Source organism: Nocardia sp. NBC_01503 (assembly GCF_036327755.1).
GTDB lineage: Bacteria > Actinomycetota > Actinomycetes > Mycobacteriales > Mycobacteriaceae > Nocardia.
This window is the reverse complement of record NZ_CP109596.1, coordinates 5,634,672-5,647,162: the sequence shown is the minus strand read 5'-3', so window position 1 is coordinate 5,647,162 and position 12,491 is coordinate 5,634,672. Positions and strand designations below refer to the sequence as shown.

Annotated in this window: 16 protein-coding genes; 7 read left to right on the top strand and 9 right to left on the bottom strand. The window is 67.2% G+C overall.

All coding sequences use genetic code 11. The annotated features are described in order from the left end of the window. Positions 1-95: 95 nt before the first annotated feature. Positions 96-797, top strand: coding sequence for a FadR/GntR family transcriptional regulator (locus OHB26_RS25560; RefSeq protein WP_330179788.1), 702 nt, complete (start codon positions 96-98; stop codon positions 795-797). Between the two features lie 133 nt (positions 798-930). Here the strand turns inward: OHB26_RS25560 and OHB26_RS25555 are convergent, their stop codons facing one another. Beyond that, on the bottom strand, positions 931-1,905 hold the full coding sequence (locus OHB26_RS25555; protein ID WP_330179787.1) for a GlxA family transcriptional regulator: 975 nt from the start codon (positions 1,903-1,905) through the stop codon (positions 931-933). Positions 1,906-1,974: 69 nt separating this feature from the next. Here OHB26_RS25555 and OHB26_RS25550 point away from each other — a divergent pair, with 69 nt between their 5' ends. Then, complete coding sequence (locus OHB26_RS25550) at positions 1,975-2,934, top strand: NADP-dependent oxidoreductase (RefSeq protein WP_330179786.1); 960 nt, start codon at positions 1,975-1,977, stop codon at positions 2,932-2,934. A 167-nt stretch (positions 2,935-3,101) separates the two neighbouring features. Here OHB26_RS25550 and ruvB read toward each other — a convergent pair whose 3' ends face one another. The 4 genes from ruvB to OHB26_RS25530 all read right to left on the bottom strand — a co-directional run bounded on the left by ruvB (position 3,102) and on the right by OHB26_RS25530 (position 5,956). After that, positions 3,102-4,235, bottom strand: a complete 1,134-nt coding sequence (ruvB, locus tag OHB26_RS25545) for a Holliday junction branch migration DNA helicase RuvB (RefSeq protein ID WP_330179785.1) — start codon at positions 4,233-4,235, stop codon at positions 3,102-3,104. 6 nt (positions 4,236-4,241) lie between these two features. Further along, entirely contained in the window at positions 4,242-4,847 is a 606-nt protein-coding gene (gene ruvA, locus OHB26_RS25540; protein ID WP_330179784.1) for a Holliday junction branch migration protein RuvA, read from the bottom strand. Continuing rightward, positions 4,844-5,413: a crossover junction endodeoxyribonuclease RuvC gene (gene ruvC, locus OHB26_RS25535; RefSeq protein ID WP_330179783.1), complete on the bottom strand. Its 570-nt coding sequence runs from the start codon at positions 5,411-5,413 to the stop codon at positions 4,844-4,846. Before ruvC ends, ruvA begins: the two co-directional genes overlap by 4 nt. Positions 5,414-5,509: 96 nt before the next feature. Beyond that, the gene (locus OHB26_RS25530) at positions 5,510-5,956 is read right to left on the bottom strand and encodes an acyl-CoA thioesterase (RefSeq protein WP_330179782.1); all 447 of its coding nucleotides are present in this window, start codon (positions 5,954-5,956) and stop codon (positions 5,510-5,512) included. A gap of 244 nt (positions 5,957-6,200) precedes the next feature. On the opposite strand from OHB26_RS25530, the gene OHB26_RS25525 reads away from it, so the two are divergent. Continuing rightward, the gene (locus OHB26_RS25525) at positions 6,201-7,412 is read left to right on the top strand and encodes an IS110 family transposase (RefSeq protein ID WP_330178653.1); all 1,212 of its coding nucleotides are present in this window, start codon (positions 6,201-6,203) and stop codon (positions 7,410-7,412) included. A 35-nt stretch (positions 7,413-7,447) separates the two neighbouring features. On the opposite strand, the gene OHB26_RS25520 is transcribed toward OHB26_RS25525, so the two are convergent. The 3 genes from OHB26_RS25520 to pdxT form a co-directional block, all read right to left on the bottom strand. Next, positions 7,448-7,957, bottom strand: coding sequence for an O-acetyl-ADP-ribose deacetylase (locus tag OHB26_RS25520; RefSeq protein ID WP_330179781.1), 510 nt, complete (start codon positions 7,955-7,957; stop codon positions 7,448-7,450). A gap of 194 nt (positions 7,958-8,151) precedes the next feature. Further along, a complete protein-coding gene (locus OHB26_RS25515; RefSeq protein ID WP_330179780.1) occupies positions 8,152-8,904 on the bottom strand; it encodes a YebC/PmpR family DNA-binding transcriptional regulator in 753 nt (250 codons plus the stop codon). A gap of 129 nt (positions 8,905-9,033) precedes the next feature. After that, positions 9,034-9,657: a pyridoxal 5'-phosphate synthase glutaminase subunit PdxT gene (pdxT, locus tag OHB26_RS25510; RefSeq protein ID WP_330185784.1), complete on the bottom strand. Its 624-nt coding sequence runs from the start codon at positions 9,655-9,657 to the stop codon at positions 9,034-9,036. A gap of 109 nt (positions 9,658-9,766) precedes the next feature. Here pdxT and OHB26_RS25505 point away from each other — a divergent pair, with 109 nt between their 5' ends. After that, positions 9,767-9,904 carry a hypothetical protein gene (locus OHB26_RS25505; protein WP_330179779.1) on the top strand — a complete coding sequence of 46 codons (138 nt, stop codon included), beginning with the start codon at positions 9,767-9,769 and terminating at the stop codon, positions 9,902-9,904. A 70-nt stretch (positions 9,905-9,974) separates the two neighbouring features. Here OHB26_RS25505 and OHB26_RS25500 read toward each other — a convergent pair whose 3' ends face one another. After that, entirely contained in the window at positions 9,975-10,826 is an 852-nt protein-coding gene (locus OHB26_RS25500; RefSeq protein ID WP_330179778.1) for an acyl-CoA thioesterase, read from the bottom strand. 130 nt (positions 10,827-10,956) lie between these two features. Between OHB26_RS25500 and OHB26_RS25495 the strand changes: the two genes are divergently transcribed. The 3 genes from OHB26_RS25495 (at position 10,957) to OHB26_RS25485 (ending at position 12,420) form a co-directional block, all read left to right on the top strand. Then, positions 10,957-11,559 carry a hypothetical protein gene (locus tag OHB26_RS25495; RefSeq protein WP_330179777.1) on the top strand — a complete coding sequence of 201 codons (603 nt, stop codon included), beginning with the start codon at positions 10,957-10,959 and terminating at the stop codon, positions 11,557-11,559. Between the two features lie 81 nt (positions 11,560-11,640). Further along, positions 11,641-11,823, top strand: coding sequence for a hypothetical protein (locus tag OHB26_RS25490; protein WP_330179776.1), 183 nt, complete (start codon positions 11,641-11,643; stop codon positions 11,821-11,823). Positions 11,824-11,865: 42 nt separating this feature from the next. After that, positions 11,866-12,420: a DUF1990 family protein gene (locus tag OHB26_RS25485; RefSeq protein WP_330179775.1), complete on the top strand. Its 555-nt coding sequence runs from the start codon at positions 11,866-11,868 to the stop codon at positions 12,418-12,420. Positions 12,421-12,491: the final 71 nt, after the last annotated feature.

Sequence of the window (12,491 nt, the reverse complement as noted above, 5' to 3'; positions counted from 1 at the left end):
AGCTCACCGGCCCGAGGCGCTGTTCGAAACCAGACGTAACTATTGCTTAACGCCGCCGAAATCGCCTACCTCCGAATGTATTTAGAGTTGAGCCGATGACGGCTTCGATACCACCGCTGAGCCGCCGCACCCGCAGTGTCAGCGCGGAGGTCGCGGCACACCTGGAAGGGTTGATCATCAGCGGCGAACTGCGCGCCGGTGATCGGCTGCCATCGGAGCGCGAGCTCGCCGCGAAGATGAATATCTCCCGATCGTCGCTGCGGCAGGCGATGTTCGAGCTGGAGTCCAAGAAGCTCATCGAGCGCAGGCAGGGCCGCGGTAGCACCGTCACCGATATACCGCGCGCGGCAGCGGAGTTGGCGGGCGGACTGGGCGAGGCCGAGATCGAGTTGGGGCATGCCAGCGAATTACGCGATCTGGTCGAGCCGCGCATCGCGCACCTGGCGGCGCTGCGCGCGGTGGAATCCAATCTGCTGTCATTGGAGAATGTGCTGACGCGCAGCCATGAAACCCTCTCCGCCGAGGAGTCGGTGCGGCTGGATATCGAATTCCACGCGCTGCTCGCGCATGCGGCGCAGAATCCGCTGCTGGTGACGTTGTGCACCATGACCGCCGAGTGGACGCGGCGCACCCGGACGCTCTCGCATCGCACCCGGGTGGGGCGGCGGATATCGCTGCACGGCCACCATCTCATCTACGACGCGGTCGCCCGCCAGGACGGCGAGGCTGCCGCGGCGGCGATGGAACAACATCTGCGCGAGGTGCGGGAGTTGAGCCTGCGCACCGGGCGGCGTTGAAGGCCCTGTCGACCGGAATCGGCAGAACCTATTGCGGCGCTGCGGGTGTGGATCCCGGCCGAAAGCGCGCCGGGATGACGGGGGCAGTTCAACGAGGTGCGGCTACATCGGGGCTGAACCTTCCTGCAACGGTTCAGGATTCGGCGTTGGCGAGGGCGCGGAACGTACGGCGGTACGCCAAGGGGGCTACGCCGATGGCCTCGTGCATGTGCTGGCGCAGGGAGGTACCGGTGGCGAAACCTACTTCGGCGGCAATGCGATCCACGGAAAGCTCTGTGGTTTCCAGGAGTTCGCGCGCGCGGAAGACGCGCTGCTGGATGAGCCAGCGGCCGGGGCTGATGCCGACCTCGTCGCGGAAGCGGCGGGCGAACGTGCGGCCGGACATGCGGGCGCGGTCGGCGAGATCGGCCATGGTGAGCGGGGTGTGCAGGTTCTCCAGGGCCCACTGCCGAGCGTCGGCGGTGCCCGCGGCGGCGGGCGGGGGTACGGGCTGTTCGATGAATTGCGCCTGGCCGCCTTCGCGCCAGGGCGCGACGACGCAGCGGCGGGCCACCATATTGGCGACCTCGCTGCCGTGATCGCGGCGAATCAGGTGCAGGCACAGGTCGACTCCGGCGGACGCGCCCGCGGAGGTGAGGATGTCGCCATCGTCCACGTAGAGCACATTCGGGTCGACCCGGATACGGGGATAGAGCTCGCGGAAGCGATCCGCGAAGTTCCAGTGTGTGGTGGCGGGGCGATCGTCCAGGAGTCCGGCGGCGGCCACGACTATCGCGCCGGTGCAGATGGAGACCAGCCGCGCGCCCGGTCTGATCCGTGCGAGCGCCTCCGAAACCTGCTGCGGCAGGCCACTATCCAGCATGCCCAGCACATCGCAGGGCGCGATCACCACGGTATCCGCGGTCGCCAACAGGCTCGCGTCGTGCTCGACGGCAATGTGGAAATCGGAGTTGCTGCGCACCGGCCGACCGTCGACCGAGCAGGTGAGCACCTCGTACCGCCCGTCGGCCGTACCGAACACCCGGTTCGGGATACCCAGCTCGAATGGATACACCCCGTCCAATGCCAGCACGACCACACGATGCGGCCGGATTGCCTCGATCTGCATGGCACGATCCTATCGAATAATGGCGATCATGCCATTTCCCGGTGCGTCCATCGACGGCAAGCTGATCTCATGAGCGAGAACATCCCCCAGACCATGCGCGCCATCAGCCAGGACACGCTCGGCGGCCCCGAGGTGCTGGCCGAGGTGCAGCGCCCGGTTCCGCAGCCCGGTCCGAGCGAGATTCTGGTGCGCGTGCGCGCCACCGCCCTCAACCCCACCGACTGGGGTCACCGTCGCCGCCCCGGACTGTTCCTGCCCCCGCCGCCGTTCGTCCTCGGCTGGGACGTCTCCGGCGAGGTCGTCGCCGTCGGTATCGGCGTGACCCTCTTCCAACCCGGTGACGAGGTCTTCGGCATGCTCCCCTACCCGCACGGGCACGGCGCGGCCGCCGAGTACGTGACCGGACCGACCCGCGCGTTCGCCCGCAAACCCGCCAACCTCGATCACATTCAGGCCGCGGCCATCCCGCTGGCGGCGCTCACCGCCTGGCAATCCCTGGTCGATACGGCGAATGTGCAGCAGGGGCAACGGGTGCTGATCCATGCCGCGGCGGGCGGCGTCGGCCACTTCGCGGTGCAGATCGCGAAATCTCGCGGCGCGTACGTGATCGGCACCGCCAGCTCGGCCAATCACGAATTCCTGCACGCCCTGGGCGCTGACGAGGTGATCGACTATCACGCGGTCGATGTGCACGAGACGGTCCGCGATGTGGATGTCATCCTCGATCCCATCGATGCCGACCATGCCATCGAATCGATGAGATCGCTGCGCCCACAGGGAGTTCTCGTCTCACTGCGCGCCCTCGGAGCCGAGAGCCTGGTGTCCGCCGCCGCCGAGCGTGGCGTGCGCGCGGTCCTGCTGCTGGTCGAGGCCGATCACGCGGGTATGACCGCACTGGCCGAGCTCGCCGAATCCGGTGCACTCCGCCCGGCCATCGCGGGCACCTTCCCACTCGCCGATGCCGCCAAGGCGCACGCCCTGGGCGAAACCGGCCGCACCGCGGGCAAACTCGTTCTCACCGTCGACTGAACCGGACGCGACCGCGACGCGTAGGACCCGGTATGGGCCGAGCCCGATAACCCTCCCACCGGCCGGACGACGCTTCCCCGTACCCCGATATCCGGGGAAGAGGTTGTGGGAGAAGCGCTCCGGGACATCACCTGTCCCGGAGCGCTCGCCCGTGTGACCACGACCTGCTACAGCGAGTCGAACAGACCCGGATGTTGTTCGCGGGCACGGACTTCGATGGAACCGAAGACCAGATCGGGCGGCGGGACCAAGCCGAGGTGCTCCCAGGCGGCGGCCGTGGCCACGCGCCCCCGGGGAGTTCGGGCGATCAAACCCGCACGCACGAGGAAGGGTTCGCAGACCTCTTCCACGGTCGCGGACTCCTCACCCACCGCCACGGCGAGGGTGGACACACCCACCGGGCCGCCGTTGAAACTGCGGATGAGCGCGGCCAATACCGCGCGGTCCAGGCGATCCAGGCCGAGCACGTCCACGTCGTACACCTCGAGGGCGGCGTTGGCGATATCACGGGTGACCATGCCATCGGCCTTCACCTCGGCGTAGTCGCGAACGCGACGCAGTAGGCGATTCGCGATACGCGGCGTGCCACGGGAGCGACCGGCGATCTCGGCGGCAGCGTCCTCCTCGATCTGGACGCCGAGAATCCGGGCCGAGCGGATCAGAATCCGTTGCAGCTCATCGGGTTCGTAGAAATCCATATGCCCGGTGAAGCCGAAGCGGTCACGCAGCGGACCGGTGAGCGCACCGGAGCGGGTGGTCGCGCCGACCAGGGTGAAGGGGGCGATATCCAAGGGAATCGACGTCGCACCCGGCCCCTTGCCGACCACCACATCGACGCGGAAATCCTCCATGGCGAGGTAGAGCATCTCCTCCGCGGGCCGTGCCATGCGGTGGATTTCGTCGATGAACAGCACATCGCCCTCGACGAGATTGCTGAGCATGGCGGCCAGATCCCCGGCGCGCTCCAGCGCCGGACCCGAGGTCAGGCGCAGGGCGGTGCCGAGTTCACCGGCGATGATCATGGCCATACTCGTCTTACCCAGGCCCGGCGGCCCGGAGAGCAGTACGTGATCCGGGGTGCCGCCACGCTGTTTCGCACCGCGCAGCACCAGCGCCAACTGTTCCCGCACCCGCGGCTGGCCGATGAAATCGTCCAGCGATTTCGGGCGCAGACTGGCCTCGATCTCGCCGTCGGAGGCGAGATAGCCCGCGGTGACCGCTGATTCGGCCGCATCGGTGTCGAAGTCGGTGCCGGGGGCGAACTCCGGTTCCGGAGCGAAGTCGGATTCGTCGTCGATCATGAGCGCCTACCGGTTCTTGCCCAGCAGCCCCAGCGCGGCCCGCAATGCCTGCGAGGTGCCCAGGTCCGGATCGTGCACCAGCACCGCCTCGACGGCGGGTTCGGCCTGTTTGACCGGGAAGCCGAGGCCGATGAGCGCCTCCACCACCTGTTCGCGCACCGGCGTCGCCACCGCGGCCGGACCCGATCCGGGCGGACCCGACTGCACGGGAACGAGATCCACCTTGTCGCGCAACTCCACCACCATGCGCTCGGCGCCGCGCTTGCCGATACCGGGCACGCGGGTCAGCGCGGCCACATTGCTCTCGGCGAGCGCCTTGCGCAGGGCTTCGGGTTCGAGCACCGCGAGCACCGCCATGGCGATCTTGGGGCCGACGCCGGAGACGGTGAGCAGCAGTCCGAAGAGTTCGCGAGATTCGGTGTCGGAGAACCCGAACAGCGTCATCGAGTCCTCGCGCACGATCATGGTCGTATAGAGCCGCGCGTCCTCCCCGGTGGTGAGCGTGGATAGGGTGGCGGGAGTGGCATTGAGCCGATACCCGACCCCGGCGGCCTCCAGGACCACATGGTCGAGCCCGATCTCGAGCACCTCACCGCGTACCGACGCGATCACCCGGATACCGCCTTCCGTTGCTGGGCAAGCCTTTCCTCGTACATGCGCCGCTGCGCCGCCGCCAGGGCCTCGGCCTTGGCCATGCGATCGATCATCGGCGCGCGCCAGCAGTGACAGATCGCCAATGCCAGCGCGTCGGCGGCGTCCGCGGGTCTCGGCGCGACCGCCAGCCCGAGGATACGGGTGACCATGGTGGTCACTTGCGCCTTGTCCGCGGAACCGTTTCCGGTGACCGCGGCCTTGACCTGACTCGGGGTGTGGAAGTGCACCGGGATACCGCGCCGCGCCGCCGCCAGCGCGATCACCCCGCCCGCCTGTGCGGTGGCCATGGCCGTGCGCACATTGTGCTGGGAGAACACCCGCTCGACCGCGACCGCCTCGGGAAGGTATTCGTCCATCCACGCCTCGGCCGCGTCGGCGACACCCATAAGCCGTTGTGCGAGATCCATATCGGACGGGGTGCGCACCACATCGACGGCCAGGGCCGTCACCGTGCGCCCCACTCCACCCTCGACCATGCTGAGCCCGCACCGGGTGAGCCCGGGGTCGACGCCCATCACCCGCACGAAAACCCCTCTCACCGCAGACGAACAACTGTTCGAGAGTCTAACGGACCCGAACCGGTTCCCCGCCCACCGACACGACCGCACCGCCCGAGTGCTTCAGGAGCACACCGGTTCCACGCCGAGCAGAGTCGGATCCTTCGCCCGCACAGCCCATTCCCGCGCCGGATCGGCCACCAGTCGCCTGTTGCGTAGATCCAGTAGTCCGCTGACATGAGTGATGGTCGCCGACAACTCACCGTCCGCCCGGGTGAATCGATGCTCGACCCGATAGGTCTTGCCCGCACCCCACACCCATTCGCAGGTCACATCGACCCGATCCCCCGCCCGCAACTCCCGGTGATACTTGATCACCGTCTCGAGATTGACCGGCCCGAACCCATCCCCCAGTAGCTGCTCCACCGAAACACCAGCCGCCCGAACGCATTCGAACCGCGCATGATCGGCGAACTGCTGGTAGGCACTCCCATTCACATGCAATTGGTGATCGAGATCGGAGACCCTGACCTCGATCCGTATCCGAAACGCCTCATCCGCATTCGTCACTACCACACCCTTGCAGACACCACCGACACTGATGATGTTTCAGGGCCTTGACCGCTGTATCTCTCCCACCGACTGTCGCCCTGCTGGGCTGACCATCACTTGGTCTGATCGGTAGTCAAGGCTCCCGCTCGCCGGCCGGGCGGACATGACTTAATAAGAGCCTGGCGAAGCCTCATCAATGTCCTGTCTGCTCGCCCGACCGGCGTCGACCCACCGAAGTCGTTACGGGAAGGCAGTATCAAGCATGGCAGCGTCGCGGCCGGTCACCAATATCTCGCTCGTGGCGGGAGCCGATACCCACGCCGACACCATCCACGTCGCGGCCCTGGACGCGGTGGGGCGGGAACTGGGCGATCACGAATTCCCCACCACCGCAACCGGATACCGGGACGCCCTGGAGTTCTTGGCCTCCCACGGAACTGTGGATGTCGTCGGCATCGAGGGCACCAGCTCCTACGGGGCAGGGTTCACCCGCGCGGTCCTCGCGGCGGGAATCGAGGTCCGCGAGGTCATCCGGCCCGAACGATCCGTGCGGCGGATGCACGGAAAATCCGACCCCATCGACGCCTACCAGGCCGCCCGCGCGGTCTTGTCCGGGCGCGCGAACGCCGCACCCAAGACCGAGCAGATCGAGGCGCTGCGCGCGTTGAACAACGCCCGCCGCTCAGCGGTCAAAGCCAGCACCGCCGCGATGAACCAGATCCACCACATGCTCATCACCGCCCCAGCCGCGATCCGGGAGAAGTACCGGCACCTGAAGGACAAAGCACTGGTCACCGCGCTCGCAGCCTGCCGACCAGACAGAGCTGATCCGGTCGTGCGGGCGGTGCTGACCGCGCTCAAGACCCTGGCCCAACGACACCGCTTCCTCACCACCCAGGCCGACGATCTCCAGAAACAGGTCCGCGAACTGGCCACCGCCGCCAACCCCCACCTGATGTCTCTGCACGGGGTCGGCCCCAACACCGCCGCCCAACTGCTCATCACCGCCGGAGCCAACCCCGAACGACTTCGCAGCGAAGCATCCTTCGCCGCCTTATGCGGCACCGCCCCGGTTCCTGCATCCTCGGGCAAGACCACCCGCTACCGGCTCTCCCGAGGCGGTGACAGACACGCGAACTGCGCCCTGCACACCATCGCACTGGTCCGTATGTCCTCCGACGCCCGCACCCGCGAATTCGTTCGCGCACAACGTGATAAAGGCCGCAACCCCGCCGAGATCCTGCGCATCCTCAAACGCGCGATCGCTCGCGAGGTCTTCAAATCCCTCACCCGCGGCCTGGCCGCTCCCGGACTCGAAGACCTGCGCCCAGCACGGCAAGCCAAGAACATTCCCCTCAGCATCGCCGCAGCCGCTATGGGCACCTACGTCACCAAGATTTGCCGCACCGAACTGGGCACCTACCCCGATTACGAACTCGCCCAACGCTACCGAGCATGGCTCGCCGCAGCATGACTTGACACAAATAGGAGCATCAAGAATCGGCGACGCTATAGCCCGTGTGCCCGAAATGCCTGGTACGCATCGTCACTGAACAGCACGAATCGCACCTCCCGGACGCTGGTCCCGACACTCCGCACCGTCTCGACCGCGATGCGCGCCCCATCCGCCATGGGCCATCGGAAGATTCCCGTCGAGATCGCCGGAAACGCGACCGACGCCGCCCCCAAATCATCTGCCACCCGCAGCGATTCGCGATAACAGGAGGTCAGCAAGTCCGAGCGATCCTCGGTCTCGGACCACACCGGGCCGACCGTATGGATCACCCACCGCGCGGGCAGCCGCCCCGCTGTCGTGGCCACCGCCTGCCCGGTGCCGAGTCCCCGCCCGTACTGCGAAGCGCGCAACGCCCGGCACTCCGCCAGAATCTCCGGCCCGCCCTTGCGATGAATCGCCCCATCCACGCCCCCACCACCCAGCAGCGACGAATTGGCCGCATTCACCACGGCATCCACATCTTGCTCGGTGATATCCCCTCGAACCGCCAGCAATTCGACCATGCCCTCGATTCTTCCACGGCACTCACGCCAATCACGTGCTACCGCCGCAGCTTTCAGTGGTCCGGGCGATGTCCACGCCATGACGCAGGGAGCCTCTCGCGTTCGGCCAGCGTCATTACATGGACGGCGGTGAAGACGACGAAGGCCGCCTTCCGGAATGGGAGGCGGCCTTCGGATTCGCGTGGCGCGACGAGCTAGTCGTCGAGCTCGGCGAGGACCTCGTCGGAGATGTCCACATTGGTGTAGACGTTCTGGACGTCGTCACTGTCTTCGAGGGCGTCGACCAGCTTGAAGACCTTGCGGGCGGTGTCGGCGTCGACCGAGACCGACATCGACGGCTGGAAGCCCGAGTCGGCGGAGTCGTAGTCGTAACCGGCGGCCTGCAGGGCCGTGCGGACCGCGATCAGATCGCCCGGCTCGGAGATGACCTCGAAGGTGTCGCCGTTGTCGTTGACCTCTTCGGCGCCGGCGTCGAGCACGGCCATCAGCACATCGTCCTCGGAGAGACCGTTCTTCTCCAGGGTGACCAGGCCCTTGCGGTGGAACAGGTACGACACCGAACCCGGATCGGCCATGGAGCCGCCGTTGCGGGTCATCGCCACGCGCACCTCACCGGCGGCGCGGTTGCGGTTGTCGGTGAGACATTCGATCAGCACCGCAACACCATTGGGGCCGTAGCCCTCGTACATGATGGTCTGCCAGTCGGCGCCGCCGGCCTCTTCACCACCGCCGCGCTTACGGGCACGCTCGATATTGTCATTCGGTACCGACGACTTCTTCGCCTTTTGAATGGCGTCGTACAGGGTCGGATTGCCGTCCGGGTCACTACCACCGGTGCGGGCCGCCACCTCGATGTTCTTGATCAACTTGGCGAAGAGCTTGCCGCGCTTCGCGTCGATCCCGGCCTTCTTGTGCTTGGTGGTGGCCCATTTGGAGTGGCCGCTCATTCCCTACTTCCTCGGTTCAGGGGGCGGAGTAGTTTCACCACAGCGACACTACGTGCCCACGGACGGACAGCGCCCCAGTCTACTGCGCGCGACCCGGACGGCCGCGAGCACATGATCGCGGGCGGCGGGTCAGACTCCGGCGCGGGGCCGCACCAGCGTTTCCACGAAAAGGCGATGCACGCGCAGATCGCCGGTCACCTCCGGATGGAAGGAGGTCGCCAGCACATTGCCCTGGCGCACCGCGACAATCGTCCCTGCCGCCGGACCCGAGGGCACGCGCGCCAGCACCTCGACGTCCGCCCCCGCACGCTCCACCCAGGGCGCGCGAATGAAGACCGCCCGTACCGGACCGTCGTCGAGCCCGGCGAACTCCAGATCGGTCTCGAAGGAGTCGACCTGACGGCCGAAGGCATTGCGCCGCACCGTCATATCGATGCCGTTCAAGGTATGCATATCCGGGCGGGTGTCGAGCACCTCGTTCGCCAGCAGGATCATGCCCGCGCAGGAACCGTAGGCGGGCATACCGTCGCGCAGTCGCTGCCGCAGCGGTTCCAGGAGTTCGAAGACCTCGAGCAGTTTGCTGATCGCTGTGGATTCGCCACCGGGCAGTACCAATCCGTCGACGGCCGCCAGCTCGGATTCGCGGCGCACCGCGACGGGCTCGGCGCCGCACGCCGCCAACGCGTGCGTGTGCTCGCGCACGTCGCCCTGTAATGCCAGCACACCAATCCTCGGAGTCACGCCGTCGAGCATACGGTTCAGCGCTGCGCGGGCCTTCCCCACCTGCGGATCCGGGGCGGCCGGATGCTCCTACCGGGGGTTACAGCGGTTCGGGCAAAGGGGACGTTGTGGCCGCCGCAAGGTGGTCGTCATCGCCGAGGTGGAACCCCCGGCGGGCTGGAATCATCTGCTGCCCAGCCACCGCAGCGACGAACTCGAACGCGTCCTGCGCAAAATGCCGGATACGGTGGTCTGTCACCTGCGCGTACAGACCGCCTGAGCCACACGAATGGCCCCGGCAACAGTGCTTGAGTTCCAGTGGTCGTCGCCGGGGCCATTTGCCTTGTGCGTCAGTTGGTTCCGGGCGGGAAGGATTCGGTCTTCTTGTCACGGAAGGTGCGAATCAGCCCCTCCTGCACCACCACCGCGACGAGCTCGCCCCGCTGGTTCCAGATGCGCCCGGCGGTCAGCGCGCGGCCGAAGCCCGCGGACGGGGACTGCTGGTCGTAGAGCAGCCAGTCGTCGGCGCGGAACGGGCGCAGGAACCACATGGCGTGATCGAGCGAGGCGTTCTGGGTCGGCTCGTCCGGGTGCGGGACCTTGGACGAGCCGAGCAGGGTCATATCGCTCATGTACGCCAGCGTGCAGACGTGGAACAGCGGATCATTGGGCAGCGGGTGGCGGTAGCGGAACCACACCTGTTGCTGGGCGGCGAGACCTTCGCGCCGATCCACCTTCTCCTGCGGGACGGTGCGAATGTCCCAGTGCTCCCATTCGCGCATGGCCCAGAGCCGTTCGGGGCTCATACTGACCGCCGCGTCGGGCAGATCGTCCGGCGCGGGCACCGTCGGCATCTCGTCCTGATGCTCGGGCCCCTCGTCACCGACGTGGAAGGAGGCCGACATGGTGAATATGGCCTCGCCGTTCTGCACGCCGGTGACCCGGCGGGTGCAGAACGAACGACCTTCCCGAATGCGATCCACCAGGTAGACGGTGGGTTCGAGCGGATTGCCCGGCCGCAGGAAGTAACCGTGCAGCGAATGCACCTGATACCCCGGATCGACCGTCCGCACCGCCGACACCAGCGCCTGGGCGGCGACCTGACCGCCGAACGTGCGCGGCAGCTGCGTCTCGGTGGACGCGCCACGGAAGATGTCACGCTCGAGCCGCTCGATTTCGAGGGCCTCTTCGATCGTCGCCATGCACCGTTCCCTTCCGGATTGTCCGGCTCAGGCTAACAACCGGAAACCGGTGTGAGCCGCGCGACCTGCCCGAACGCCGAGATCATCGGCCGATCCCGGTATGCGGTGCCGAATCGACCATGATGGACAGGTGCCCGAGTTCACCGCCATCACTCCGAGTGCCCTGGCCGCCTTGGTCGCGAACCGCGCGAACGAGTTGAGCGGCTTCGCGGTGATCGCCGTGGACGGTGCGGATGCGGCGGAGCCGGTGCGGTTCGCGGAGTCGGTCGTCGAACTGCTGCGGACGACCGGACGCCCCGCCGAGGTGGTCGCAGTGCACGACTTCGTGCGTCCGGCCTCGGTGCGGCTGGAGTTCGATCGGGAGGACGAATACACCTACCGCACAGGGTGGTTCGACTATTCGGCGCTCAATCGCGAAGTGTTGAAACCGCTCCGGGACAGCGGGCGCTGGTTGCCCGCGCTCTGGAACGAACAGACCGATCGCTCCGCCCGGGCGCGGATTCACACCGCCCTGCCCGGCACGATTCTGCTGATCGCGGGCCCGATGCTGCTCGGGCGCGGGCTGGATTTCGATTTCACCATCGGGTTGCGCATGTCCGAGGGCGCACTGCGCCGCCGCACCGCGGCCGAGGCGCGGTTCACCATCGCACCGGTGCTGGAGCAGCAGGAGTTGCAGTCCCCCGACCTGCTGGTCGCCTGGGATCATCCGGATCGCCCGGCTATCCGGGGTTGACCCGACGCTATGGCGGGCGATGAATCCGCCCTGTCACCGGCGGTATTGGCGGGTCCTGCCGAACAGGCGTATGCAGGCACTATGAAGTTGGGACAGCATCCCCAGCGCACGCCCTTCTATGGCGTGCTGATGTTGCTCACCGTCATGATCAGCGGATTGTGGGTGCGCGATCTCCCCTGGCCGGCCGTGCAGGTCGCCGCCTGGATAGCGCTGTTCGTCATCGCCGTAGTGGGCTTCGTCATGACTTTCCGCGACTACTCCTGACCCCGATAGCCTGGTTCTCGGTGGCCTATCGACAGGAGTGCAATGCCCGAGACCGATCCGGCAGGCGATGCGGAGGGCCTCAACTACGGCCCGGTCGGCGGGACGCGGCCCGCCGACTCCGTATGGTCCGCGACCTTCCCCGGCTACCGCCGCTATGAGCGCACCGCCACCATCGGGCATGGCGAAGCCGATTGGCGGGCGGCCTGTTCCGCGGTGATGGAGTGGGAAGTCAAGCGCCGTAGTGGATTCCACGTGGAGCCCGTGACCGGCTCCGTCATTCGCGCTACCGAGGGCGAGGACTACCGGATCACAGCGGCCTTCGGCCCCCTCACAATTCGCGAACCCGTGCGTGTGGTCGCGACGGTGCGGACCCTCATCCGCTGTGGGTTCGCCTATGGCACGCTCCCCGGTCACCCCGTCTCGGGTGAGGAGGCGTTCGTAGTCCACCGCTCCCCCGACGGCACCGTCTGGCTCACCCTGCGCTCGCTCACTCGTCCCGCGCGCTCCACCGGCTGGCGACTGCTGTTCCCGGTGCTGATTCTCGCGCAGCGCCGGTACCGCCGCCGCTATCTGCGCGCCCTGCGACCCCGGTATTGATCGGGCTCGGGCGAAATGACAATCACGGTCTCCGGCATCAGCCCGAGGACCGGGCCGGATTTGCTAACTTG

Bases quoted from the DNA above. Each gene is read 5' to 3' on its own strand.
- OHB26_RS25560 (WP_330179788.1), top strand. From the start codon at position 96: ATGACGGCTTCGATACCACCGCTGAGCCGCCGCACCCGCAGTGTCAGC.
- OHB26_RS25555 (WP_330179787.1), bottom strand. From the start codon at position 1,905: ATGCAGATCGAGGCAATCCGGCCGCATCGTGTGGTCGTGCTGGCATTG.
- OHB26_RS25550 (WP_330179786.1), top strand. From the start codon at position 1,975: ATGAGCGAGAACATCCCCCAGACCATGCGCGCCATCAGCCAGGACACG.
- ruvB (WP_330179785.1), bottom strand. From the start codon at position 4,235: ATGATCGACGACGAATCCGACTTCGCTCCGGAACCGGAGTTCGCCCCC.
- OHB26_RS25525 (WP_330178653.1), top strand. From the start codon at position 6,201: ATGGCAGCGTCGCGGCCGGTCACCAATATCTCGCTCGTGGCGGGAGCC.
- OHB26_RS25520 (WP_330179781.1), bottom strand. From the start codon at position 7,957: ATGGTCGAATTGCTGGCGGTTCGAGGGGATATCACCGAGCAAGATGTG.
- OHB26_RS25515 (WP_330179780.1), bottom strand. From the start codon at position 8,904: ATGAGCGGCCACTCCAAATGGGCCACCACCAAGCACAAGAAGGCCGGG.
- pdxT (WP_330185784.1), bottom strand. From the start codon at position 9,657: ATGCTCGACGGCGTGACTCCGAGGATTGGTGTGCTGGCATTACAGGGC.
- OHB26_RS25500 (WP_330179778.1), bottom strand. From the start codon at position 10,826: ATGGCGACGATCGAAGAGGCCCTCGAAATCGAGCGGCTCGAGCGTGAC.
- OHB26_RS25490 (WP_330179776.1), top strand. From the start codon at position 11,641: ATGAAGTTGGGACAGCATCCCCAGCGCACGCCCTTCTATGGCGTGCTG.
- OHB26_RS25485 (WP_330179775.1), top strand. From the start codon at position 11,866: ATGCCCGAGACCGATCCGGCAGGCGATGCGGAGGGCCTCAACTACGGC.